General features: G+C 38.2%; 15 protein-coding genes, 1 tRNA gene and 1 pseudogene. 5 read left to right on the top strand and 12 right to left on the bottom strand.

The genetic code is table 11. The features are described from left to right. Window positions 1-731 precede the first annotated feature (731 nt). From EZ444_RS16990 to EZ444_RS16975, 4 genes are all read left to right on the top strand, one after another. Window positions 732-1,931 (top strand): MFS transporter, encoded by a 1,200-nt coding sequence (locus EZ444_RS16990; RefSeq protein WP_131610345.1) that lies wholly within the window; start codon window positions 732-734, stop codon window positions 1,929-1,931. Between the two features lie 72 nt (window positions 1,932-2,003). Further along, on the top strand, window positions 2,004-4,190 hold the full coding sequence (locus EZ444_RS27675; protein WP_131610344.1) for an alkene reductase: 2,187 nt from the start codon (window positions 2,004-2,006) through the stop codon (window positions 4,188-4,190). Window positions 4,191-4,212: 22 nt separating this feature from the next. Further along, on the top strand, window positions 4,213-5,196 hold the full coding sequence (locus EZ444_RS16980) for an aldo/keto reductase (protein WP_131610343.1): 984 nt from the start codon (window positions 4,213-4,215) through the stop codon (window positions 5,194-5,196). A gap of 3 nt (window positions 5,197-5,199) precedes the next feature. Continuing rightward, a complete protein-coding gene (locus EZ444_RS16975; protein WP_131610342.1) occupies window positions 5,200-6,174 on the top strand; it encodes a cyclase family protein in 975 nt (324 codons plus the stop codon). Between the two features lie 236 nt (window positions 6,175-6,410). Here the strand turns inward: EZ444_RS16975 and EZ444_RS16970 are convergent, their stop codons facing one another. Continuing rightward, the gene (locus tag EZ444_RS16970; protein ID WP_131610341.1) at window positions 6,411-7,082 is read right to left on the bottom strand and encodes a TetR/AcrR family transcriptional regulator; all 672 of its coding nucleotides are present in this window, start codon (window positions 7,080-7,082) and stop codon (window positions 6,411-6,413) included. Between the two features lie 503 nt (window positions 7,083-7,585). On the opposite strand from EZ444_RS16970, the pseudogene EZ444_RS16965 reads away from it, so the two are divergent. Next, window positions 7,586-8,032, top strand: a pseudogene (locus EZ444_RS16965) (AIR synthase-related protein); the annotation flags it as partial. 63 nt (window positions 8,033-8,095) lie between these two features. Here the strand turns inward: EZ444_RS16965 and EZ444_RS27670 are convergent. The 11 genes from EZ444_RS27670 to EZ444_RS16910 form a co-directional block, all read right to left on the bottom strand. Then, entirely contained in the window at window positions 8,096-10,783 is a 2,688-nt protein-coding gene (locus tag EZ444_RS27670) for a MutS-related protein (RefSeq protein WP_225874755.1), read from the bottom strand. 8 nt (window positions 10,784-10,791) lie between these two features. Next, entirely contained in the window at window positions 10,792-13,083 is a 2,292-nt protein-coding gene (locus EZ444_RS16955; protein ID WP_131610340.1) for a Gldg family protein, read from the bottom strand. 20 nt (window positions 13,084-13,103) lie between these two features. Then, a complete protein-coding gene (locus EZ444_RS16950; protein ID WP_131610339.1) occupies window positions 13,104-14,039 on the bottom strand; it encodes an ABC transporter ATP-binding protein in 936 nt (311 codons plus the stop codon). Window positions 14,040-14,073: 34 nt separating this feature from the next. Beyond that, entirely contained in the window at window positions 14,074-15,573 is a 1,500-nt protein-coding gene (locus EZ444_RS16945) for a PKD-like family lipoprotein (protein WP_131610338.1), read from the bottom strand. Between the two features lie 28 nt (window positions 15,574-15,601). Beyond that, a complete protein-coding gene (locus EZ444_RS16940; RefSeq protein WP_131610337.1) occupies window positions 15,602-16,312 on the bottom strand; it encodes a DUF4843 domain-containing protein in 711 nt (236 codons plus the stop codon). Between the two features lie 31 nt (window positions 16,313-16,343). Further along, window positions 16,344-17,774, bottom strand: coding sequence for a RagB/SusD family nutrient uptake outer membrane protein (locus EZ444_RS16935; protein ID WP_131610336.1), 1,431 nt, complete (start codon window positions 17,772-17,774; stop codon window positions 16,344-16,346). 12 nt (window positions 17,775-17,786) lie between these two features. Further along, window positions 17,787-21,341 (bottom strand): SusC/RagA family TonB-linked outer membrane protein, encoded by a 3,555-nt coding sequence (locus EZ444_RS16930; protein WP_165503641.1) that lies wholly within the window; start codon window positions 21,339-21,341, stop codon window positions 17,787-17,789. Between the two features lie 197 nt (window positions 21,342-21,538). Next, window positions 21,539-22,621: a FecR family protein gene (locus EZ444_RS16925; protein WP_131610334.1), complete on the bottom strand. Its 1,083-nt coding sequence runs from the start codon at window positions 22,619-22,621 to the stop codon at window positions 21,539-21,541. A 99-nt stretch (window positions 22,622-22,720) separates the two neighbouring features. Further along, window positions 22,721-23,281: an RNA polymerase sigma factor gene (locus EZ444_RS16920; protein WP_131610333.1), complete on the bottom strand. Its 561-nt coding sequence runs from the start codon at window positions 23,279-23,281 to the stop codon at window positions 22,721-22,723. A 113-nt stretch (window positions 23,282-23,394) separates the two neighbouring features. Next, entirely contained in the window at window positions 23,395-23,796 is a 402-nt protein-coding gene (locus EZ444_RS16915; RefSeq protein WP_131610332.1) for a helix-turn-helix transcriptional regulator, read from the bottom strand. 164 nt (window positions 23,797-23,960) lie between these two features. Beyond that, window positions 23,961-24,034 (bottom strand) — tRNA-Ile (locus tag EZ444_RS16910). Between the last annotated feature and the right edge of the window lie 22 nt (window positions 24,035-24,056).

Below are 24,056 nucleotides of genomic sequence, written 5' to 3'. Positions count from 1 at the left end.
TAAGTTGTAAGATCAAGGCAAAAGATTTAAATGAGTTCAAAAGTCTGAAAAAATGGTCATTGCGGTATAATTCAGATTGTATGCCCGAACACTTAAAGCGTATCTTTTTTTGATTTTGGCATTAGGGGAAGAAGCTATATGCTATGTTCTGATCCATTAGATTAATCAAATTATCCTTAAATGTTTAAAAATAGAGAGGGGCTTTTCCCGAGGGGTATATCCTCCAAGTTTAGGATTTTGTAGTATCGCTGATCGTTGTATTGTTTTCATTGAGATAGAATTTGTAAAATACGAAATAAAATTTCAACCGATCTGGTTATAAATTCATTATTAACGAACAAAATCACATTAATTTTTTTAAATGTACCCACATATTCTTTGATGATGTATTTTTGGAAAAACAATTTACAAAAAAATGGAATCACGAAAATCAGAATCATTGGAAATCACATTTGAACCAATAATGTTCGGAATTCATAATTCACAAGAGCCTCAAGTAAACTTAGATGTAAAACAACACACGTGTGGGATACACCGTGCAACAGCCTTCCGGTTAAAGTCTCGTTTCTTGATTTCCTTAAATTTCACTGAACAATTCCAAAAATAATCCCGGTTCTATGCATTATAATTATGATACTAATGTATGATTTCTATTATTACAATTTGATAAGATAACGGCGTAATTTTGCTGAATAATAAAAATTTAAAATAAACCCCTTTATATAGAAATTATGAAAAAAGGTCTTTTTGCTCTTGCCATAGGTGCATTTGCGTTAGGTATGACTGAGTTTGTAATGATGGGCATTCTGCCGGATATGGCACAGTCCCTTGATATCTCTATACCCGAGGCTGGTCACCTGATATCAGCTTATGCCTTGGGTGTAGTTATAGGAGCTCCTTTGCTGACCATTATACTTCAAAGCAACCCCCCAAAGACAGCGCTGATTATACTTGCTTCCTGGATCATGACAGCAAATGCTTTATCTGCATTTGCTGTTGGTTATAAATCCATGTTATTACTGCGTTTCATATCAGGAATACCACATGGTGCTTTTTTTGGTTTCGGTGCGGTGGTAGCTGGGCGGATGGCAGAAAAAGGGAAGACCGCACAGGCGATTGCCTTTATGTTTACGGGGCTAACTGTCGCCAATATAGTGGGTGTACCAGCAGGTACATTTATAGGGCATGTATTCAACTGGCGAATTACCTTTGAAATAGTAGGACTGATAGGATTACTCACTATCATTGGTATACGGTATTGGCTACCTGAATTTAAAGCGACACTGGCAGGAAATATCAGAAAGGACTTTGCCATTTTTAAGCAACCGGATCTTCTATTGATTCTCTCGATCGCAATTATTGGAACAGGTGGGCTTTTTGCCTGGTATAGTTACATCGCGCCATTATTTACTGAGCAAGCCCATTTTAGTGGAGCCAGTGTGTCCTATCTGATGGTTGTAGCAGGCCTGGGTATGGCGTTTGGAAACCTAATGGGTGGAAAGCTGTCTGACAAATATACGCCACTTCCTGCTACGATCATTTTACTGGGGTCAATGGCGGTTGCATTAATTTTGTTAGCCTTTGTATCCCATAACCAAATTTGGGTAATTATCATGACATTCATTATTGGTGCAATTGCTTTTGCAATTGTAGCACCGGTTCAAATCATGATGATGCAATCGGCCAGAAAGGCCGAGATGCTCGGTTCCTCTATCAGTCCGGCAGCTATGAATGTGGGCAATGCTTTAGGTGCTTACCTTGCTGGTATTCCCTTGGCCATGGGCTACAGCTACGTCGCTCCGGAATGGGTTGGCGCGGGAATGGCTTTGCTTGGGCTTTTACTTGCTTTTGTGTTGAAAGCTTACAGAAAGACAAGCAATATTGAAGCGTCAATAGCCGTCGGTTCAACAGTATTGAAAACCTATCATTAATCAAGATACCTGGAATTTTAACGATACATCAAAATAAAGGTAATTTATATCAGCTAACAAAAACAATTTATTATGCTTTTTCAACCATATGAATTAAAGGGTATCCACCTAAAGAATAGGATTGTGATGCCACCAATGACACGATCAAGGGCAGATACCGGCGAGGTCGCAACCGCACTAATGGCGGAATATTATGCTCAAAGAGCTTCTGCCGGACTAATCATCACTGAGGGCACACAAATCAGCCGTCAAGGTCAGGGATATGCCTGGACACCAGGTATCTACACTAAAGAACAGATTGCAGGATGGAAAAAAGTTACGGCGGCAGTTCATGCCAATAACGGAAAAATATTTGCCCAGCTCTGGCATGTTGGCCGGGTGTCACACATCTCCCTGCAGGCAAACGGCCAGGCGCCAGTATCTCCTTCAACAATTGTTGCGGAAGGAGTTAAAGTATTCCTGGCGAAAGACGGCGGTGATGCATCTTCAGGGATAGGAGAAATGGTTCAGCATTCTATCCCGCGCGAACTAACCGTTGTGGAGATCCATCAGATTATAGAAGACTACGCAAATGCTGCCCGAAATGCAGTTGAGGCTGGTTTCGATGGTGTTGAGTTGCACGGAGCCAATGGGTATCTTATTGAACAATTCATAGATTCTCAAACCAATCACCGCAAGGATGAATACGGCGGTACGCTGGAAAATCGGCTGCGTTTTCTGAAAGAAGTAACTACTGCGGTTGCTGATGCAATTGGCCCTGATAAGGTTGGAGTACGCCAGGCACCATTGACCACATTAATGGGTGCCATGGATGATCACCCCGAGGAAACCTACATTGCCGCTGCAAAAATCCTGGACGCACTAGATATCTCCTATATACACATTGCAGAGGCCGATTGGGATAATGCACCGGTTATGTCACTTTCTTTCAAAGAAGCTTACCGGCAGGAATTTAAAGGCACCCTGATCTATTCCGGTAAATATACTGCACAGCGTGCTGAGGAAGCACTGGAAAACGGATGGGCAGACCTTATAGGTTTTGGCCGTTCCTTTATTGCCAATCCAGATCTTCCCGACCGGCTTAAATATAACCTACCACTTAACGAACCCAAACGGGAAAAATTCTTCGGTGGTGGTGCAGAAGGTTACACCGACTATCCGTTTTACACAGACATTTTTGAGCCGGCTGCCCTTGGGCATCTTCAGTTGAAAAATAGAATTGCAATGGCACCGATGACCAGGGCAAGAAATGAAGACGGGGTGCCTAAAGCTTTCAATGTAAACTATTATGCTGAACGTTCGGGTGCCGGATTGATCATCACAGAGGGCACGGCAATTTCAGCAACTTCAAAAGGGGTGCTACATGTTCCGGGTCTTTACACGCAGGAACAGGTTTTAGGCTGGCAACCCGTAACGGAAGCCGTTCATGCCGATAGGGCCAGGATATTCACACAGCTTTGGCATGTTGGAAGGGTATCACATACCTCCAATCAGCCTGGCGGACAGGATCCCGTTGGTGCTTCTGACATACAGGCAGCAAACTCTAAAGCATGGGGTTACGATGAAAATGGAAAAGAAGGTTTTGTGACCTGCTCCAGACCACGAGCGCTATCAGCCGATGAGGTTAAGGACGTTGTTAAAGATTTTGCTGGTGCCGCACGTAATGCCATATCTGCCGGCTTTGATGGCGTGGAGCTGCATGGAGCCAACGGATACCTGATTGAACAGTTCTTAAACCCCTATACCAATGACCGCGGTGATATTTACGGCGGTAGTATAGAAAACCGCAGCCGCTTTTTATTAGAATGCATTGATGCCTGTATTGATGCCATAGGAGCAGATAAAGTGTCGATACGCCTGACTCCTTATGGCGGCCTGCACGAAATGCCCCAATACGAGGAGATCGAAGCTACCTACGAATATCTGGCGAAGGAATTATCGGCAAGAAATATAGCTTACATCCACATTATGGATCAGCAATCAAGGGGAAGTTTTGCCTTGCCTGATGGTTTTTTAGAACGCTTTCGGAACTGGTATAATGGTGTGATCATTTTAGCAGGCGGCATGGATAAGAAAAAGGCTGAGGAACTTATCAACCAGGGAACAATCGATATAGCAGCATTTGGAGAGCCTTTTATTTCTAATCCTGACCTTGTCGACCGCCTGAAAAACAACTGCCCTTTAACGCAGCCAACCAGGGAATTTCATTATGGACTTACCATGCAAGGGTATCTTAACTGGCCACATTATCAAAAATAAAAAGCAATAAATATTTATAACAATGGAATATAGAAAATTAGGAAAAACAGATTTAAAGTTGTCGGCTATCACCTATGGTGCGTTTGCTATTGGCGGCAGCATGTGGGGTGGTAACGAAAAAAAGGATTCTATTAGTGCTATTCATGCCTCACTCGATAATGGAGTGACAAGTTTGGACACCGCACCTTTTTACGGTTTGGGTTTAAGTGAAGAACTTATTGGCGAGGCCATCAAAGGAAAAGACCGCACAAACATACAGTTACTGACTAAATTCGGGCTGGTGTGGGATGGCAGTAATCAGGGTAAAGGCGACTTCTTTTTTGACGCCGGAACCGAGGCGAAAAGCATCCCTGTTTACAGGTATGGCTCTAAAAAGAATATAATCAAAGAAGTGGAAGAAAGCTTAAAAAGATTGGGTACAGATTACATCGACCTGCTACAAATACATTGGCCCGATGCAAGCACTCCGATTGCTGAAACCATGGATGCTTTGGAAGAACTGATCAAACAAGGTAAAATTCTTGCCGCAGGTGTTTGCAACTATGACCTCGCCCAATTGAAAGAGGCAGAGCAATCAATCTCTCTTGCATCAAATCAAATTCCTTACAGTATGCTGAACCGTGGCATCGAAGTAGGTGTAGTTCCATATGCCATCGAAAATAACATTGGTTTGATTGCTTACAGCCCTTTGGAAAGAGGCCTGTTGACCGGTAAATATTTTAAAGAAGCAACTTTAAAAACAGAGGATCACCGGAATGGCTATTTCGACCAATTTGATCCGAAAAAGGTAAAAGCATTTTTGAACAGCATCGCGCCATTAGCAGAATATAAAAATGTGAGCCTAGCCCAATTGGTGCTGCGCTGGACGACGCTACAGCCTGGGATCACCATTGTGCTGGCAGGAGCAAGAAACGCAGAGCAGGCAATTTCAAATGCGCAGGCAATCAATGTTGATATTAACGCAGATGAATTGACTTTTATTAAAGAACATCTTTTAAACTTATAAGCAATGAAAACAAAACAATTGACTAAGGCAGTAGTGGCTGCCGGGTTCGTATTAGGCGGCATAGTGCCGGTATCAGCCCAAAACCAAAAAGAATCCGTTTCTGCAAAAGCTGACTGGTATCCCTCATCTTACGGGGCAAGTGACGAAATCGGTGCTGCCAATCTGCTGACTTCAGACGTGGTTTTACAGGCTATGAAGTTGGTTAAGCTAGGAAAGACCCTTCCGTTGGCTGTACCGATAGATAAGAACCTACCTGCATTCCGTCACCGTAGTTTTAATCTGTATAATATTCAACCAGGTGAGCAGGCAGGTAATACCACCGGGCCAAATAAATTCACCTTCAATGATGAATTGGTTAATGGCTGGACAGGTGTAGGTACCCAACTCAACGGTATTGGCCATATCGGCATCAATAATGTTTATTACAATGGAAACAAGGCGGCGGATTTTGTTACTGTTGAAGGTGTGAAAAAACTTGGGATCGAAAAAGTTCCACCTATGGTTACACGAGGTGTTGTACTTGATATGACAGCCCATTATGGTAAAGCCATTGTTCCAGGGGATACTGAATTTACTATAGCAGATATTCAGGCCGTATTGAAGAAACAGGGCATCACGCTGCGCAAAGGTGATGTAGTCTTGTTCAATACGGGCTGGCTAGAACTGATTGGAAAGGACAATAAGCAGTTCCTTGAGGTAGAACCGGGAATTGGTATGGATGCTGCCAAGTGGCTTGCAGATCAGCAGATTGTGGCTTTTGGTGGCGACACCTGGGCTTCAGAAATTTATCCGAATCCAACTGGAGAGGAATTTCCTGTTAATCAGTTTATGCTGGCCAAGCGTGGCATTTATAACCTCGAATTGATCGATTCCCGACCACTGGTTCGTGACAAAATTTGGCAGTTCCTTTTTGTCCTTGGACAACCCTTATATATCGGATCGACTCAGGTAAATGTCAATCCAATAGCAATTTATTAACGTGAGTACAAATTCTTCTTTGCTATCTAGTTCCGTAAGGAATTAAAACCTGTAGGAGTAATATCTTCTACAGGTTTTAATAACTATACTAAAACCGTAATAAAAAATGAAAACTAGCCAATGGTAAAGCTTTCTTCGACTATCGAAAGCATCTGCATCATTCAATAGTAAAAACCTATACCATGAAAACCATTGGCACTTGTAAAAGAACTGAAAGATATAGATCGTTTAACTAGCTAGTTATTCTCTTTTGCAAATTCATAAGCTGAATTGGTAATTAGTTCTATTGTTCTCATCAGCCTTTTCTGATCCTGAAAATCATTTATATCAACACCACAATAGGGACTTCTTCTTGTTTTTGAATGGAGTATAAGATAATTAATTCCCCCAGCTAGAAGTGCACAAAGGCTTCGAAAATGTACATCGCTGTTCTTGAAATAATCTTCAGATATTGAAAAGAGTTGATCTGCTAATCTTTCACGTCTTTCTGCTAATTCACTCATAAAATTTTGTTCATCGCTAAGTTCTAATAAGCCTAATTCCTTTAGTAACGGATTAGAATACATTTGATGAAAGTGCTTTTTCATGGCAAGTGACGCCAGCTCCCTTCCGTGATCACTTTTGTGCATCTTTATAGTTTCTTCCATATTCTCTTCGTATGACAACCAATGATCCGTCTCTTTTAGCAGTTCCTTTATTAATCCCTCCATACCACCGAAATAATCGTATAACACCCTCTTGCTGCGACCTGCCGCATATGCGACCTTATTTACTCCTAATTTTTTAAACCCCTCGCTTCGCACAATTTCTAATGCAGCATCAAGAAATAGTCTTTTTGTTAATTCCTTGTTCCTCTTATGTTGGAGAGGTTTAATTAAATTTTCATTAAGAAAACGTTTATTTTTCATTTGTAATTATATAAGTGGTGCAGCTTCAACCTCAGACTAACCAAGTTTTACTATATTTTTCATATAGTTTTTTACTTTCTTTAAATACAAACTATTGATGAATTTATTTCCGTAAATATCTATAAAAATACAAATTGTTCATTAATAATGAATTTAAGGCAAAATTCATTAGCTCATTAATGATCCGACAGCACCTTAACGTAGTTAAAAAGAATAGCCCGTATTAACCGGGCCATTCCAACGCACTACTATTAACCAATGGTGATAGGGTTCCATCCAGAGACACTATTACACCTGCCTAAATTTTATTATTATTAGAGTTGTTCTATTTAATCTTGTTTTGAGGCATCAATACTAATCGCATGTAATTTTTTCCACTCAGTTATTTTTGCGCAGCCGATTTTAGGGTTGCAGGGCTAACCTTGTTCAGTATGCTAGCAGAGCTATACATCAACTTAAAGTCTTCATTGTTTTGTAAACATGTGGTTAAGTAGTTTAACCCAGATGAGGTCCTGATTGACGAGAATACAACAATCACTGCTGGCAAACTGGTTCTTTCTCCAACAAGGACTTACGCACCGGTAATTAAAAAGGTTTTAGAAAGCCATAGAAAGCAGATTCACGGTATTGTACACTGTAGTGGTGGTGCACAGACTAAAGTGCTTCATTTTGTAAACGACAATGTTCACATCATTAAAGACAATATGTTCCCTGTTCCTCCTTTGTTCCAATTGATTCAAGAGCAATCAGGCACAGATTGGAAAGAAATGTATAAAGTCTTTAATATGGGCCACAGAATGGAATTATATGTTCCTGCTGAAATTGCAGAAGATATCATCGCCATTTCCAAGAGCTTCAATATCGATGCGCAGATCATTGGTCGTGTTGAATCTTCTACTCAAAAACAAGTAACGATAAATAGCGATAAAGGTAACTTCGTATACAATTAAAATATATTAGATAGCAAAAGAGCCTATTGTAATGCTTTTAAGCATTTCCAATAGGCTCTTTTATTATAAGCTGAGTTCAGCGTTGCTTAATATGATGTCAAGTATTTTCTCATTTTCAATGATCATCATTCCGTGTCTATCGGTTGTAATTCCAGTTTGAAGTTTATAGGTATATGTTGGCACTACCCCGTTCATTATGGTTGGTAGATACTTAAACTGCAGATTTTTACACCTTTTAAGTTCTTCACCAACTTCAATAATATGAGTTGAGATAATAAATGAACAATTCCTATTTTCGCCAAAAGCCTCTGTAACGGAGAGTGTAGCATCATAAGCATCTTTAACATTGGTACCTTTAAATAACTCATCAAAAATTACAATTAGGTTTTTCGATTCACTTACTTCCAGTGCAATCTTTTTAACCCTTAGTACTTCTGCATAATAATGACTGTACCCCATATTTAAGTTATCCGGAACGTTTATGGAGGTATAAATTCCGTCTTTAACGGAAAACTCCAGTTCCCTGGCTGGTACCGGAAAGCCCATGTGAGCCAGGTATTGAGAGATTCCGAAAGACTTCATAAAGGTTGACTTTCCTGCCATATTTGCCCCTGTTAAGAACATGATATTATGCTCCTGATTAATATACAGGGAGTTATGCACAGCTTTCCTTATACCTGGATGAGATAAATCTTCTATACGAACGGTATTAGATGTTCCCGGCAAAGCTTTAGCATAAGAAAAACCTCTTTGTTTGGCAACCGTAGAAATGGCGATGGCTACGTCAAATTTATAGATCATATCTTCAACGGTTTTCATTTCCTGCCACAACACATTTTTCAAAAGATGGCAGTATTTAGCTACTTTAAAAATGCTTATCGGTTGCTTTTCGTCCTCATTCAGCAGCAGTACAATTCTTTTATCAGCAAATACCTTATTAGCAGCATTGATCTCTTCCTGGTACAGATTTTTAGGATCTTGTACTTCTATCGCATTTATAAAAGCTTTTAGCTCTTTTAATACTTTTATTGTAGCATAGAGCCCTGTTTTTACTAAGTTGTATTCGGTAGGTAAGCCAAGATAATCCAACCATTTTTTGCGGAAAGTACTGGTGTACATTCCAAAAAAGCTTCCAGTGCCAGACATGCTAAGGTAGTTCTGCATCTCCGTAACCTGCTCAGCATTAAAAGGAAATTTAAACTCTCTGTCACCAAAGTATGCAAAACGTTTACTCCGTTCATTGATCTTCACATCATCTATAAGGGGATGCTGGAACATGTTATCCAATAGTTTCTCTCCTCCTACGGTAATCACTTTATTAAAAATACTGTAAACGGAATTGTTTTTATACTTACCCAATATATTCAGGTCGTCCATTGTCTGCTTATCTGTAACAAAGCCTAATGAAGTACTGGTCTGGTTTTTCCTATTCCGTAAAATACCAATGATATCCTCGTTATCAATAATCACCATTCCATGCCTATCGGCCGAAATTCCCTGTTGCAGTTTGTAGCTATACATAGGCCTACCCTCAACAATATCACTTGGAAGATAACAAAAATTGATGTTATCAAATTCTGGCATCAATGTTTCACCGGCTTCAAGAATATGTGTAGAGACAATAAATGCACAATTCCTTTTTTGGGCAAATGCCGATGTTAAAGCTACCGTGGCATCGTATGCATCTTTAACATTTGTTCCCCTAAAGAGTTCATCAAAAATAACAAACAGGTTTTTCGACTGTCTTAATTGTTCGGCAACCAATTTTACCCGCAGTACTTCTGCATAAAAATGGCTATAACCCATATTTAGATTATCCGGCAGATTAATGGTGGTATAAATCCCGTCTCGAACAGAGAATTCCATTTTTGATGCTGCGACTGGAAATCCCATATGTGCCAGGTACAAGGCGATCCCCAACGATTTCATAAAGGTCGACTTACCCGCCATATTGGCACCGGTAAGAAAAATGATATTATGGTCCGGAGAAATGTGTAAGGTATTGGGAATGCCTTTCGCCAATGATGGATGATAAACATCATCCATATTGATTACATGCTCTTCTTTACTTAAGGCTTTAGGAAATACAAAGCCTTTATCTTTGGCAACATTGGCTACAGTAATATAAACATCAAGTTTATAAATAAAATACAACAGCTTTTTTATGCTGTCACGATGTTCATACCTAAGTAACTTATCGTACGCAGCAGTTTCAGCAAAAGTTAATTTAGCAATTGCCTTTATGTTAAACAGGCTGCTTAACGCAGGTTGTTCAACTATTTCCAGCATCTGCTCCAGATCTTTTTGATAAGGGTTTTCTAATGTTGAGGTATTAACTTCATTCAAAAACCTACGTGCGCTATCTATAATTTCTATGACAGCACATACACCATTAAACAGAACTTTATACTCAGCATCTGCGCCAATTAGATTATTGAACTTTCTACCTAGTGTATTTTCTTCCTGCGCCAGCATACTTCTGCTATCCGTGTTACTCAGATACTGTTCTGCTGTATCAAAATGATCTGTTCTAAAAGGAAATACAGCAGCTATGGAATTAAAATACTGGATGATTTGGCTGCGCTGATTAATGTCTTCAATATCAGCCAATGGATAAAGAAAAAACTGTTCTAAAATATCCGAACCACCACGAGTGGCGGTTCGGTTAAACAGTTCATAAATGGATTTGCCGGAGCGTTTTCCAAATATGTTAAGATCATCTAAGGTCTGTTTATCTGTTATAAAATTCATTATGCTGGTTATTTACCTCTACGGCGTATCCAAATAATTAAACTGGCAATAATAAGTATAATCGGTAATCCCCATTTAAAGACATAAACAAAGACAGCCCAGGCATCTTCACCTATACTTAGAGAGGTATCTAAAGATGGATCTCTTCTGGTATCGATAGGAACTTCACCATCAGAAAGCCAGTCAAATGCGGCATTGATCAAGGAGTAATTACTTGACATAACCCTTGCTCGGCTCATACCCAATTCTCCATTACTTAACCAATCTGAATCACCTGTAACCATAATCTTTTGTTCTTTACCATTTACTTTTCTTGATAAAGCCAGCACTGTAGGATGACTTTTCTGTATTTCACCTATTTTAGGATTGTATCTTACAGAATCATCAATAAAATTGGTCGTTTCCAATTCAGTCCAGCTGGCAGAGTCGGTACGGAACAATGGAATTACATTAAATCCTTTATCTGTATTATACTCCAGTGCAGCAGCACCCGGCATAGTAAGCGGCAGATTGTTTTTCCCCTGGCGTTCAAGATAGTAAGAGAATTCACGTGCCTCTGGTGTAGGCGTCATCATCATTAAATCTGGAGTAAAATCAGGAAGTGGATGAACCAATATACCTGGCAGGAATTTTACACCAAGAAGGTCTGCAATTGGATTTACATTTGCAATCTGTCCAGGTTCGCCTGAAAGGATCAGGTTTCCTCCCCTGTTAATATACTGTTGTAAATGGCCCAGTTCTTCGGCACTTAGTGGTTTTCTAGGTTCTGCAACAATGAGGATCCTAATGCCTGCAGGAATATCCTTATCTAAGGTTACATCTTTAAAATCAAAACCCTGGTTAATCAATGCATAACGGAATCTTTTGTCCTGTGCAAATTTTTTGTAACCACGATCATTCTCAGAATTGCTACTGCGTTCTCCATGGCCGTTCAAGAAACCAACAACCGGAAGATCCATAGTCATTCTTTTGATGGCAGCGGTAATTTCAGCTTCAGATGGATAGCGCATCATATCATCATAAACCCTTAAAAATGTTTTCTTACCATTATCAGATTCCAATAATCTTACGAATTGAAAATCTTCTGATTCCAGGTCAGCCTTCTTTTCCAGACTTTCCAATGGACCAGCAGTAAACTTCCAGTCGTACACTCTCTTTAATGAATCATAACGTTGTTTATCCGGAAGATCTGGGTATCTTTTATCAAGAAACGGATTATTGGTTTTATGGTAATAGTAGTAATAATTTAAGGTGATATCTGGTTTAAACCGTAGATATCTTTTAAAACGGTCAATGTCTACCTTTTGGCCAATTGGTAACGCCAGATAGCTATCCTGACCAAGCATATTGGTAAAGGTGGAAATAGTCAGTTTGCTATTACCCAACCTTTTTACGACGTCCTGAGTGGCTATAGATAAAGTATTTGTCTTATTTCTGGTTACGTCAAATACGACCATCATTTTAGGAATGGTACTTACATAACCTACAATGGCTGCGAGTAAAAAAACAAATACATATTTGCTTGCTGCTTTTACAAAGCTGTTCTTCTGTTTACTCAATTCGAGTCTAAGGATGGCAAATCCTAAGAAAAGACCAACTACTATAATAAAATATAGCATATCCTCGACGGTTAATGTCCCCGAGAAAAAAGTCTCTGTTCTTCCAGAAATAGACAACCAGTAGGTAATGTCGCGCACTAATGTAATTTCCTGAGCTACACCACTTACATAGCCAAGAAAAGCAAGAATGGCTAAAGTTCCCATAGCCGAAACTACGGTATAGGATGTAATTGAGGACATAAAAAGCCCTATAGCTGCATAAGCACAGATCAGTAAATAAATCCCCAATAAACCAGCAAGCACTACCGGCGTATCGACCATGTTTACGGTACTAATCGTAAAAATTGCAAATATTGCGGTAATTGCAGTTAATGCAAGCCCATAGATCATCAAAGAGAGGTACTTACCCAAAATAACCTGTGCGCTTGTTATTGGAGAAGACAATAACAGTTTAATTGAACCGTGATTGTACTCTCTACTCATTACCCCCATGGTAAGTAATGGCACATATAGAAACAGGTACTTACTGATGGATGGATAGAATCCGTTAAGTCCAGAGAAGATTCCTAAGGTAGCACTTTGTAGTTCCCTACCCATTGCCTGGGCACGAACTAAATTGGTAAAGATATCTGTGTATAGGAGAGCAGATTGGAACATAAAAATGACCAACACCAGCCATGCCACAGGTGAATAAAAAAGGACCTGTAATTCGGCCTTTGCAATTTTATATATTACTTTCATTAGAGTATTTTATTCGCTTATTAATTTGATTGGACCTTTTTCTTCGATAATTCTGCAAAGACAGTATTTAGTGAGCCTTTTTCCAGGGCTACTTCCATAAGTCGCCAGTCTTTGTCAACACAAATCTTTATAAATTTCTCTATGATTTCTTTGTCATTGTCAAACTGTAAACGATACTTTGTATGACCAATGATTTCTACTGCCTGGATACCAGGAATGTTCAATAGCTCTGCTTCCGGCGGACTGGCCAAAAGTGTAGCCGTAAACGTACTTGGCATAATATAATTATCAAATTCATCTAATGATCCAGAGAAGATAATCTGGCCTTCATTGATCATCCATATATCGTCGCACAAGGCCTGTACTTCCTGTAAAATATGTGTAGAAAGTAAAACAGTACGTTCTGTAGCAATATCCTTAATCAAAGATCTTACTTCGAGGATCTGATTCGGGTCCAAACCATTTGTAGGCTCATCCAGAACAATAAAATCTGGTTTATGAATAATCGACTGGGCAATTCCGACCCTTTGCTGATAACCTCCTGAAAGATTTTTGATGATCCGTCCTGCGAAATGACTAATCTGACATTTTTCCATCACCTCTTCAACTGCAGCTTTAATGGTGTTTTCTGGCATCAGTCGTAAGCCGGCACAATACTGAAGATATTCCTTAATGGTTAATTCCAGCTGTAAAGGAGGTTGCTGTGGTAAAAAACCAATGTGTTTTTTAGCAACAACAGGTTGTTCCCTTAGGTTGATTCCATTGATGAAAACATCTCCTTCACTTTGGTTCAATACCCCGCAAATGATGTTCATAAGGGTTGATTTGCCGGCGCCATTAGCGCCTAGCAAACCGTAAATCCCCTTTTCTTGAAATTCAAAATTGATGTCCTTAATTGCCCACTGTGCGTTGTAGCGGTGGGAAAGATTAGTGACTTTAATAATTGGTTCTTTCATGTGTTTAATTTTACCTAACGTATTTTATTTATAATTATATTTTATCAAAGCTTTTATATTTAGCATGAACCACTTTGCCCAAACCTGTTAATCTGTGCAGTTCTCTACTTTGTCCTGAGCGCAATACGGGATCACTAATATCATAGATGATCAATGTTCCATTTCCCAAACCAACAGCAATGGTTCTGGAATCAAAATCCATTTCTACGGTCGTAATTTCATCAGTAAATGTTTGGTATTTCGCCATCGTCATACCAGTTTCTACGTCAAAATAGTATAGATCTTTGCCACCGGCTCCAGTAAAGAAAAGATAGTTTCTATTTCTAATTGCTAAATAGATACTCTTATTATCCACAAGATCAGATCCTAAGAATGGTATTCTTTTTATAGGGGTTAAATCTGGCCCATTGGTTTTAAAATCAAAGTTCTGAAAGTACAATCTATGGTCTGTCGGACTTTTGATGAGCATACCACCAATTACATTACCGTAATTATCAATAAAGGAACTTCCCCATAAATATTGCCAATCACCTAAATTCTGTAAGGAAGTATAATCTCCAGGATAACCATTTTTAGGTAATGGCATTGGCTTGATTACAATACCTCCACCTGGATAAAACAAAGAACCATCAGCAAAAAGCATTCTTTTATTTAGTTGATCATACATGAGCGCAACGTTAGAAGACTTATACCATGAATCCCAGATATCTGTTATTTTCATTCCTTTTTCTACACTTAGCGGAGCACTCATCCATGGAATGGTAAAAACAGCAGCGCCATTAAAAAATCTGCCATAAGTGTCGCCGTTACCGTTAACCAGTAAATCGGTTGAATTAAAGAAAGCTAAATCTACAGGCTCAAAAGGATTTGGTACTTCACGCGTAAAAGATTTAGAAGCAACAAGCTTTTTCTTAAAATCATTACCCCCTACATCCAATGAACCCTGTCCCCCGCGTTGGACCACAAATATCCCACCGGTACCCCTCATGTTATAGGGAAAAATTTTATAGGGTTTACTCCCCATAGGTTCATTATTCGATTTCTGGTACATTCCGGTATAATCAGTAAACTTATCGGTAGCACCATTATAAGTAATATGAGCTAGTTCAGAGTTACCATTGGCTTCTTCATACAAAACCAACCATCCGGTTCTAAATGGAGATGAGACACTTACCCCTAAGGAGGTTGGAGTAGTATAGGTCAATCCATTTCTCCTATCCGTCATATAATACTTTACAGCTAACCCGGTTAATTCGCTGGCGTAATATTTAAAGTCTGGGGTATTGGAATAAAGTTTACCGGCGATATACCAGGCATGATCAAAGTAAATAGAATCATTTTTGTCTTTAAATGTTCTTACGGGTAGACACCTAATAGTGTCACCAACAAACCCAATTATAGTCTGGTCCTTAAACTTTACAGAAGCAGCATCTGCTGGTGCGAAATCATAATTGCCTTTATCTTTTATACACGAACTAATAAACAAAGTGTAGAAACCAAGTATGATAGCCGTAAATATGAATTTTGTTTTCATTTTAATAATGTTTAATTATAAATTTAGACTAACCAATTAAAGGAACTGAGCCCAGCATATCACTACCATTTTCTTCTAATATTGGGGTTCCAAGATCTTTCATCCTGATTAAATAGTATTTAAACTCCAACATCAGATCCCTTCTCTTTTCTGTGCTAAAAATCTCGAGATCTCCTTCTCCTGTTACCTCAACAAATGTTCTGAATTTTTTATCAGAATAGGTACCCAGATAGGTACTTGTCATGGTAGCATCCCACCATACAGGTTTTGAAATCTTATCGGTAATCCGCAATACCCGTCTTCGATTAATTACTTCTCCAAGTTTAAAATTGTCGTTTGCAACTAGATCCAAAACCAAAAAAGTTTCCTTGCCTTTTAAATCAGCCTGTCTAAATACATTAACAATAATGGTATCACGTGCCTGGCCTTTTTTAAAAGTCCCCTTTAAATCTAAGTTAAATAATGAGGGAAAAGCAGTAGTAGCTTTGGCATCTACATTAATTGAGAACGATAAATTCTCGGTTGTCTTAATTCCAACCATCTTTACCGGTAACTTAATCTGAAACTCATTCTTATTAGGATACAGGAAAAATGAAACAGGAATGGTATCTGTATATTTATCAACAAACTGTAGGTAACGATCTCCATTATAGGGTTGGATCTCATTACGTTTACAAGAAGTAATCCCAATCAAACATGCAACTGCACCTAAGATTAGTTTTGTTTTTATAGCGTACATAATATTTTACTTATTCAGAATTATTAATAAATTATCTTTCGTCTTCTGGAACAGGAGCAGTAAATCTGTCGTTCACCTCTATCGTTTGATTGCCAAGTACCATTCGCCTATTCAGGCGTTTATGTGCGAATATGGTTTGTCCTTCAGACATATACTCGCGTCTGTATTCCATTAACAATTCACCATAATATCCATTTTCAGTGATATCCAGGAATGCACTGGATTTTCCACGGGCGCTACGTATTTTATTTAAAAAGATTAATGCATCGGTCGTATTTCCTTCTCTATATAAACACTCACTATAAATGTAATAGGCCTCGCTTAATCGCACTACTGGCATGATCAGGTTTTGAGGCGCCTGAGAAACAGATTCCAGCCATTTATAAGAAACGTTATCAGTAGTATTGATAATGTTTCGGCGGTAATCACGTTCTGCCGGAGGAAAGAAAGTCTGATAGTTTGTATTAAGCTGAAAAGTAAGAGTTCCTCTATAATCCTTAATATTGGTTACTAGTTTTGGATCGTAAAAGGCCAGTAATAAGTCTTCCGGTAACTTTTGAGATCTTGTAACACTATTAGTAAGGTATTCTGGAGTAAAAGAGAACCATCTCTTACCATCCGGTCCAAAATTATACACTAGAAATGCTGCTTTTTTAGCTTTAACGTAATCACCTGAATACATAGCAGCTCTGGCTAATAATGCATTGATAGCGACATAGTTTAACCTGTTCATCCGAAAGGTAAAGAACACCAAATCCTGTGTAGAAATTCCATTCAAAGTGTATGCTAATCCTCCACTCAGGTAAAACGAATTCTTAGTAAGATCATTTTCTTCAACAAGTGCCTGAGCCAGCTCAAAATCTCTGATAATTTTTACCATGATCTCTTTTGTTGTTAATGCTTCGGCTATATGTGCTGGATAATACTCCTGATAAGGCACAAACGGTTGTTCATTGTTTCTGATGGTAGCAGGAGAAAAAATACGTACCACATCAAAATGCAAGAGTGCCCGCAGCGCCAGTGCCTCACCTTTAATGAGGTTTTTTTCAGATCTGCCAAACTGAAAAAAGGAATCATCCTTACCCTCTATTTCAATAAGCAGTTTATTGCAATTAGCAATTGCGGTATATGCTTTTCTCCATATATCAGCTAACGATCCTTTAATATTATTATTTGCCAGATCTGCATTTGAAGCACTCTTAAGCTCATCATTCAAGTTAAATGGATAATAATCATTAGCCATCGCACTGTTAATACCCCAGGTAAGTTGTCGCCCATACAATTGAGGAACCGCAACCTGCTGATAAATCCCATTCAAAGCAGTTCTAAATCCTTTAGAATCGGAAAAAAGTGTTTCATCACTTACCCGATCTGTTGGTTGTATATCCAGCCACTTTGTACACGACGATAATCCGGTCATCACAAAAGCGGTAAATATTATTAATCTGATATTTTTTCTCATAACTGGTTTGTTCTAAAATCCTAAATTCAATGAAAGGTCAAACGTTCTGGCATAAGGATACTCTAATCCTCTCTCTTGTTTCACAGTAGATATTTTAAATACATTATTGGTATTTACCTGAATACGGGCCATGTTAATTCTTCCTAATTTTTTCAGTGCCTTTTGATCAAGCATATAACCCACACTTAGTGAATTAAGTGAAATGGAATTAGCACGTTGTATAAATCTGGAAGTAGGACGGGTAGTCCAGGCAATGTCAGCTATATTTTTAAAGCTTGCGATATCTCCTGGCTGTTTCCATCTGTCATTTAAAAACCTCAGGTCCGCATTCCGGTTATAGATATCCACATTCTCTACCTTATTAAGTAAAGTACTATTGTATTCATCACGTCCGTACTCGTACATAAATGAAGCAAATAATGTTATGTTTTTATAACCTGCATTTATACCAAATGCACCTTGGCCTTTAGGACTTAACTCACCAATAATTACCTGATCTGCTGCATTCCATTCTGTGGTTATTGTACCATCTTTACGTAGAAATATCTCTTGTCCGTCCATTGGATTAATACCCAATGACTTCATTCCAAACAATGAAGTAAGTGAACCACCCTCTACATATTTAATATGTGGTGTTGAATATTTAGTTTGCTTAGGTATGGAGTTGGCACCAGTTGCGGGATTATAACCTTCATACTCTTTATCTACCAAATCATTATAAGCTTTTAATGCTTTAGAAATGCCTGTTAGCTTATTCGTATTGGATGCAAAGTTACCATAAACAGCTAAGGTGAAATCCTTTTGACGAATCACATCATAACGTAATCTAAATTCGTAACCCTTATTTTCAACTTCACCAATATTCCCTTTATATTGAGGGAAACCCGACGACAATGGCAAATTGATATCAGTTACAAGATCCTGCGTGTTTTTAGTGTAATAGTTGAAATTAAATGTTAAACGATCCCTAAACAATCCTAAATCAAATATAACGTCCAATGTTCTTGTTTTCTCCCAGCTTAAAGTTGGATTTCCCATATAGTATAAGGATACACCCGGCCCTGTACTATACCAGTTATTAGAGATTGAATAGTTATCCTTGGTTGCAAATGGAGGGAAATTAGTCTTACCTAACTGTCCGGTGTTTGCGGTGATACGAGCTCTGCTAATAACAGGAATATCTTTTACAAAATCGTATTTATGCAAATTCAATCCTGCCCCCAATGACCAGAACGGAGCAAATTTACTTTTCGAACCAAATTCTGAGGAACCATCAAGGCGTGTAGAAACATCAAAAAGGTAAATATCCTTGAATGAATAGTTCATTGTTAAAAACGTACCAAACAATCTTGATTTTGATTCACCATAAAATGGCTTGTCTGCAATTTTACTGGCAAGGTTAGGAGCATGCTGACTGCCTGAAGCAAAACCCGTATATCTTGATGAATTGCTTTTGGCTGAATTTTCAATTGCATTTACACCTAGTGACAAGTTGATATTGTGATTATCTATACTTTTCACATAGTTTGCAAAAGCATTGGCATTAATCCCCAATGAACTTCCAGATCTCAAATCCAAACTACCGATTGTGGTATAATCAGTCTTTCCATCAATATAATATCTTCCAGATGCCGGATCAATGAAGTTCTCATTGCTGTTTTCTGCTTTAGTTAAAGATAAAGTACCTCTAATTTGCAATCCATCTAAAACTGTCCAGTTTAGAGACAGGTTATTACTCATTGTTGTTGTATTGCCAATACTGTAATTCTGTGTATTTCTTGCCTCATATAATGGGTTAATCAGATTTAACATATCCGTTGCTCCACCGTGCCAGCCAAAAGTATTTTTCTGGACTACCGCATTAACATCATAAATCTCATCATAGGGAGCTTTCCAGGTGTAATCGCCAAAACTTCCATAAGGTGAATTTTTAGAGTCTACCACATCATAATTGATATCATTACGAACAGATAAATTTTTCAGTCTGTATTCCAGCGACAGTCCTGCTCCGGCACGTTTCCTGGCAGATTGTTTCATTACACCATTTTGCTGATCCATTCTAAGTGCAACACCAAAACGAACCTGATCTGTACCTCCATCAATATTTAAAGTATGTTTTTGATTAAATTCATTGGTCAGTGGCTGACTGATCCAATCAGAATTTACACCCCTTAATACCTGAGATTGTTTTCTTAACAGCTCATCTGTTAAAAGAAGTGCATTTTGAGCTGGAAGATTACTTTTTATCACGTATGATCCTGCTAAAATCTCTGCCTCTAGTTTTTGGGCTGCATTCATCAGATTATAATCAGAAAGATCTGGTGCAGTAACAGTACCTACAAAATTATAACCGATCCGCAGTTTACCCGGTATTGGTGGCACGGTTTCAATAACAATAACGCCATTTGCAGCTCTTGATCCATAAACAGCTGTCGCAGCTGCATCTTTCAATATGGTTATTGATTTTATCTGATTAATATCAAAATCATAAACCCTTTGCGCAGACACCTCATATCCATCCATAATAAAAATCGGAAGATTCGGATTATTGGTTAATGCGGCCTGTGATAAGTCGGCACCTTTATCTAATTCTTTTACTCCAATACCAGATCTTCCTCTTACATAAAACTCGGGCATTGTATTTGGATCTGATCCTCTTAAGTTGTTAATCTGTACCCTGAAAGAGGGATCAAATACCTGGAGTATATCCACCACGTTACGGTTACCAACCTGTAAAAGTTGTTCTTTAGTAACATTAATTGAGTTTCCGGTAAAGCTGTCTTTTTTAATATTGCTATACCCTGTAATTACAACGTTATCAAGATCACGTGCTTGTGGTTTCAAGACAATTCTGATCAATTGAGCAGGGTTCTTTATACTATGATCCTGAGGTTCCATTCCAATATAGCTGAATGTTAAGACCGATTCAGGTTTGGGAAGTATAATCTCAAAAGTTCCGTTAGCCTTGGTAAATACGGTTGCCTTTTTACCTTTAACAGCGACAGAAACGCCTGCAATAGGTTTATTTAATGAATCCGTTACGAGACCTCTTGCAACAATTTGCTGTTGGGCGGTACTGGTCCTTCTAATCTCAAATAATGCAATTACCTTATCAATCACACCTATCTCGCGGCTCTTAACAATTACTGTTTTGTTATCCTTTATTTCGTAGGTTAAAGATTGACTATCAAAACATTTCGCCAATACTGTTTCCAGGGTTTCATTATCCATACTTATGGTAACTGGCTTTGCATTTTTCAACAAATCCATATTCATAAAGAAATCATAACCTGTCTGATTCCTAATTTCATTGATCACTTCATAAAGTGGAACGTTCACTTTGTGAAGTGAAATTTTCTGTGCGTGCAACAGACCCGCTGAAACATTGAGCAACGTGAACGTGACAAATAAGAAGATAAGTGTGATTCGCATAAGTAATGGTTTTACCGATGACGCACTATACTTTTCTAAAGCGATTAATGCGCCAGGGTTGGTTTGGTTGACAGCGCGAAATTTAAAAATACGATGGACATAATTGCCATTAAATGGCGATTTAAATTCATACATTTGCTTAGTTAGGTTATCTCCACAGGTATTGCAAACCATTACTGATTTTTAAAATTAGTGGAGGAGGTTGTAAGTTTAGTTTATCCTATATTTATTATCCGATTTTGTTGAAACCGGGAGATACACCTTAATTTTCTACCGGGAGTGCTTCGAACCACTTCCGGTTTTTTTTATGGTGTTCTAGTTTATGTAATTTTTTAATTCATAACTATCACACTCCTTCCTTCGACTTTAAAATGAACATTACTTGCCGATTCTATGATTTCCAATATTGCAGATAGATTTTTTGTTCTTGAAACTTTTCCTAAAAACTTAAGATTACCGTCAAAATTACCCTGGTAAATAATATCGACATCATACCAGCGTGATATTTTACTCATGATACTTTCCAGACTTTCACTAAATTTAAAATAGCCATCTCTCCATGCCGTAATTTCTTCAATGTCTGCATCATTGATCAGTTTAATTTCATTTGCTGAAACCTGTAACTGTTGACCGGGACTTAATATGGTTCCTTTTTTATCGCCTAGATTGTTGGTGATTTTAACTTTACCATGTACCAGTGTTGTTTTAATCAATCTGTCATTTGGATAGGCGGCAATGTTAAAACCTGTTCCCAATACAAACAGGGTTTGTCCTTTACTCTCTACTACAAATGGTCTTGAGGAAATATGGGCTACCTCGAAATATGCTTCTCCTATCACCTTTACAACGCGATTCTTATTTCCAAACCTACTTGGATAAGTTATGCTACTTGCAGCGTTTAGCCACACTTTAGTTCCGTCTGATAAAGTAAGCTGATACTGTCCCCCGTTAGGCGTACTCAGGTTCAGTTCCTGAATTTCAGCACCATTGTTATCTACACCGTCAACCGGACTACCATCTTCATAACTCAATCCTGTTCCATCATTGATAATTCCATCCTTTTGACTATTCAGATCTATCTTTTTTCCGTTTGCAATTTGCAATATTGCTCTATTACCACCTGGAGCTATGTCGACCTGTTTGTTGCCAAAATAAAAGTACACACCTAATGTAAAAGCCACTAAACAGGCCGCGGCCAAACCTTTCCATAGCATTAAATTTGATTGTAATGGCTTTTTAGTAACGGGTAAAGCCTTTGCGATTTTTGTATATCTGATTTTAATTTCTTCTTCAGATGCCTCCATAGCGCCTGGGTCCTTGTATTTTAAATACCAGGATTCAAGGAGGGCATTTTCAGTTTCCGTGCTCTTACCTTCTAAATATTTCTTTAATAACTCTTGTTCCTTACTGTCCATCAACTAATTTACGCTTTCTAAATATATGACAATTAAGAAAGGGTGTAACAGGTATCGGAAAATGGAAATAAATTAGAAAAACAAGTTAATCACTGATTATCAAATGAATACATTTAAAATAGATTCCATTTTTGCCCGTAATAATTTCAGTGTATTTGAAATCTGCTTTGAAATTGTTTGTTCAGAGGTTCCAAGCTGTTCTGAGATTTCTTTATGAGACAAGCCTGAATTTCTGCTTAGATTAAATACTTCGCGCATTCTTGGAGGCAAGGCATTTACTTCCTGCTCAATTAATACTGCAAGCTCTCGCTCTCTTATGGTTATTTCAGTAATATAGTCGCCCTCCTTTAAAAAGGCGCCCAGAGAGTCCAGATAACTTTCCGTTCTCTTTCTTTTTACGAAGTGATTGAAAATACGGTTACGGACTGCCGTATAAAGGTATCCAGATAAATTAGTGGTAAATTCTATGGTAGATCTGCTTTCCCACAAATGAATAAAGAGCTCCTGAACAATGTCATCTGCTTCATCCCTATCAGATAGTTTAGTATAAGCATGTTTAAGTAACAATACTTTATATCTATCGTAAATTTCCAGATAAGCAAATTCATCTCCGTTCTTTAAAAGAATAGAAAGTTCATAATTTGAAAGATTTTCATACATTCTGGATATCAAATCAAGGGATCTATAACTAAATAAAGTTTTGTTCGGCTTAAATCTATAAAAATTCTGTCACTTAGTACAATTCCAGAGATATTGGTTTTTATGCCTACCTATTAAACTGCTCTTTTCATAGATAGTTTATATTGAACCGGACTTTCGCCAGCATATCCTTTAAAAACATGACAAAAATGAGGACTTGACTTAAATCCACATAGATATGCAATGTCATTAACTGATTTTTCGGTCTGGATTAACAATTCTCTTGCATGTGCAATCCTAAGTTCATTTAAAAATTGTGAAAAGTTTTTCTTAACCCTCTTTTTAAAGAAACGACAGAAACGTTGTTCCGTCATACATGCAATATCTGCAACCTGATGTAAGGTAATCTGATTGTGTAGATTATCCTTGATAAATTTAATTACATTAACCAATCTATCAGGATAAAGGTCATCGTAATGATCTGATTCATCAGTGACAATAAAATTCTTTTCTTCGGAAACCAAGATTAGATTCATAGTTACGTTACAGTTACGTTACATTTTTTGCACGCAGTTAAACAAAAATTCTTGTTGAACCTGACTTGTGGACGACTGCCAAAGCCAGTGATGGAGGCTAAAAACCTACTTTTAGAAACAAAAAAAGCCGTTTCTATTTTCAAGAAACGGCTTTTAAATAGGTGTGGGCCATGATGGGCTCGAACCATCGACCAAAAGATTATGAGTCTTCTACTCTAACCAACTGAGCTAATGGCCCGCGAAAATCTGTTTGATTTTGC

The sequence above is a fragment of the Pedobacter hiemivivus genome (assembly GCF_004331685.1).
Lineage (GTDB): Bacteria > Bacteroidota > Bacteroidia > Sphingobacteriales > Sphingobacteriaceae > Pedobacter > Pedobacter hiemivivus.
Note: the sequence above shows the minus strand (reverse complement) of the source record. Positions and strands in the feature narration are given on the sequence as shown.

Bases quoted from the DNA above. Each gene is read 5' to 3' on its own strand.
- EZ444_RS16975 (WP_131610342.1), top strand. From the start codon at position 5,200: ATGAAAACAAAACAATTGACTAAGGCAGTAGTGGCTGCCGGGTTCGTA.
- EZ444_RS16990 (WP_131610345.1), top strand. From the start codon at position 732: ATGAAAAAAGGTCTTTTTGCTCTTGCCATAGGTGCATTTGCGTTAGGT.
- EZ444_RS16970 (WP_131610341.1), bottom strand. From the start codon at position 7,082: ATGAAAAATAAACGTTTTCTTAATGAAAATTTAATTAAACCTCTCCAA.
- EZ444_RS27670 (WP_225874755.1), bottom strand. From the start codon at position 10,783: ATGAATTTTATAACAGATAAACAGACCTTAGATGATCTTAACATATTT.
- EZ444_RS16945 (WP_131610338.1), bottom strand. From the start codon at position 15,573: ATGAAAACAAAATTCATATTTACGGCTATCATACTTGGTTTCTACACT.
- EZ444_RS16920 (WP_131610333.1), bottom strand. From the start codon at position 23,281: ATGTATGAAAATCTTTCAAATTATGAACTTTCTATTCTTTTAAAGAAC.
- EZ444_RS16950 (WP_131610339.1), bottom strand. From the start codon at position 14,039: ATGAAAGAACCAATTATTAAAGTCACTAATCTTTCCCACCGCTACAAC.
- EZ444_RS16930 (WP_165503641.1), bottom strand. From the start codon at position 21,341: ATGTATGAATTTAAATCGCCATTTAATGGCAATTATGTCCATCGTATT.
- EZ444_RS27675 (WP_131610344.1), top strand. From the start codon at position 2,004: ATGCTTTTTCAACCATATGAATTAAAGGGTATCCACCTAAAGAATAGG.
- EZ444_RS16955 (WP_131610340.1), bottom strand. From the start codon at position 13,083: ATGAAAGTAATATATAAAATTGCAAAGGCCGAATTACAGGTCCTTTTT.
- EZ444_RS16980 (WP_131610343.1), top strand. From the start codon at position 4,213: ATGGAATATAGAAAATTAGGAAAAACAGATTTAAAGTTGTCGGCTATC.
- EZ444_RS16915 (WP_131610332.1), bottom strand. From the start codon at position 23,796: ATGAATCTAATCTTGGTTTCCGAAGAAAAGAATTTTATTGTCACTGAT.
- EZ444_RS16935 (WP_131610336.1), bottom strand. From the start codon at position 17,774: ATGAGAAAAAATATCAGATTAATAATATTTACCGCTTTTGTGATGACC.
- EZ444_RS16925 (WP_131610334.1), bottom strand. From the start codon at position 22,621: ATGGACAGTAAGGAACAAGAGTTATTAAAGAAATATTTAGAAGGTAAG.
- EZ444_RS16940 (WP_131610337.1), bottom strand. From the start codon at position 16,312: ATGTACGCTATAAAAACAAAACTAATCTTAGGTGCAGTTGCATGTTTG.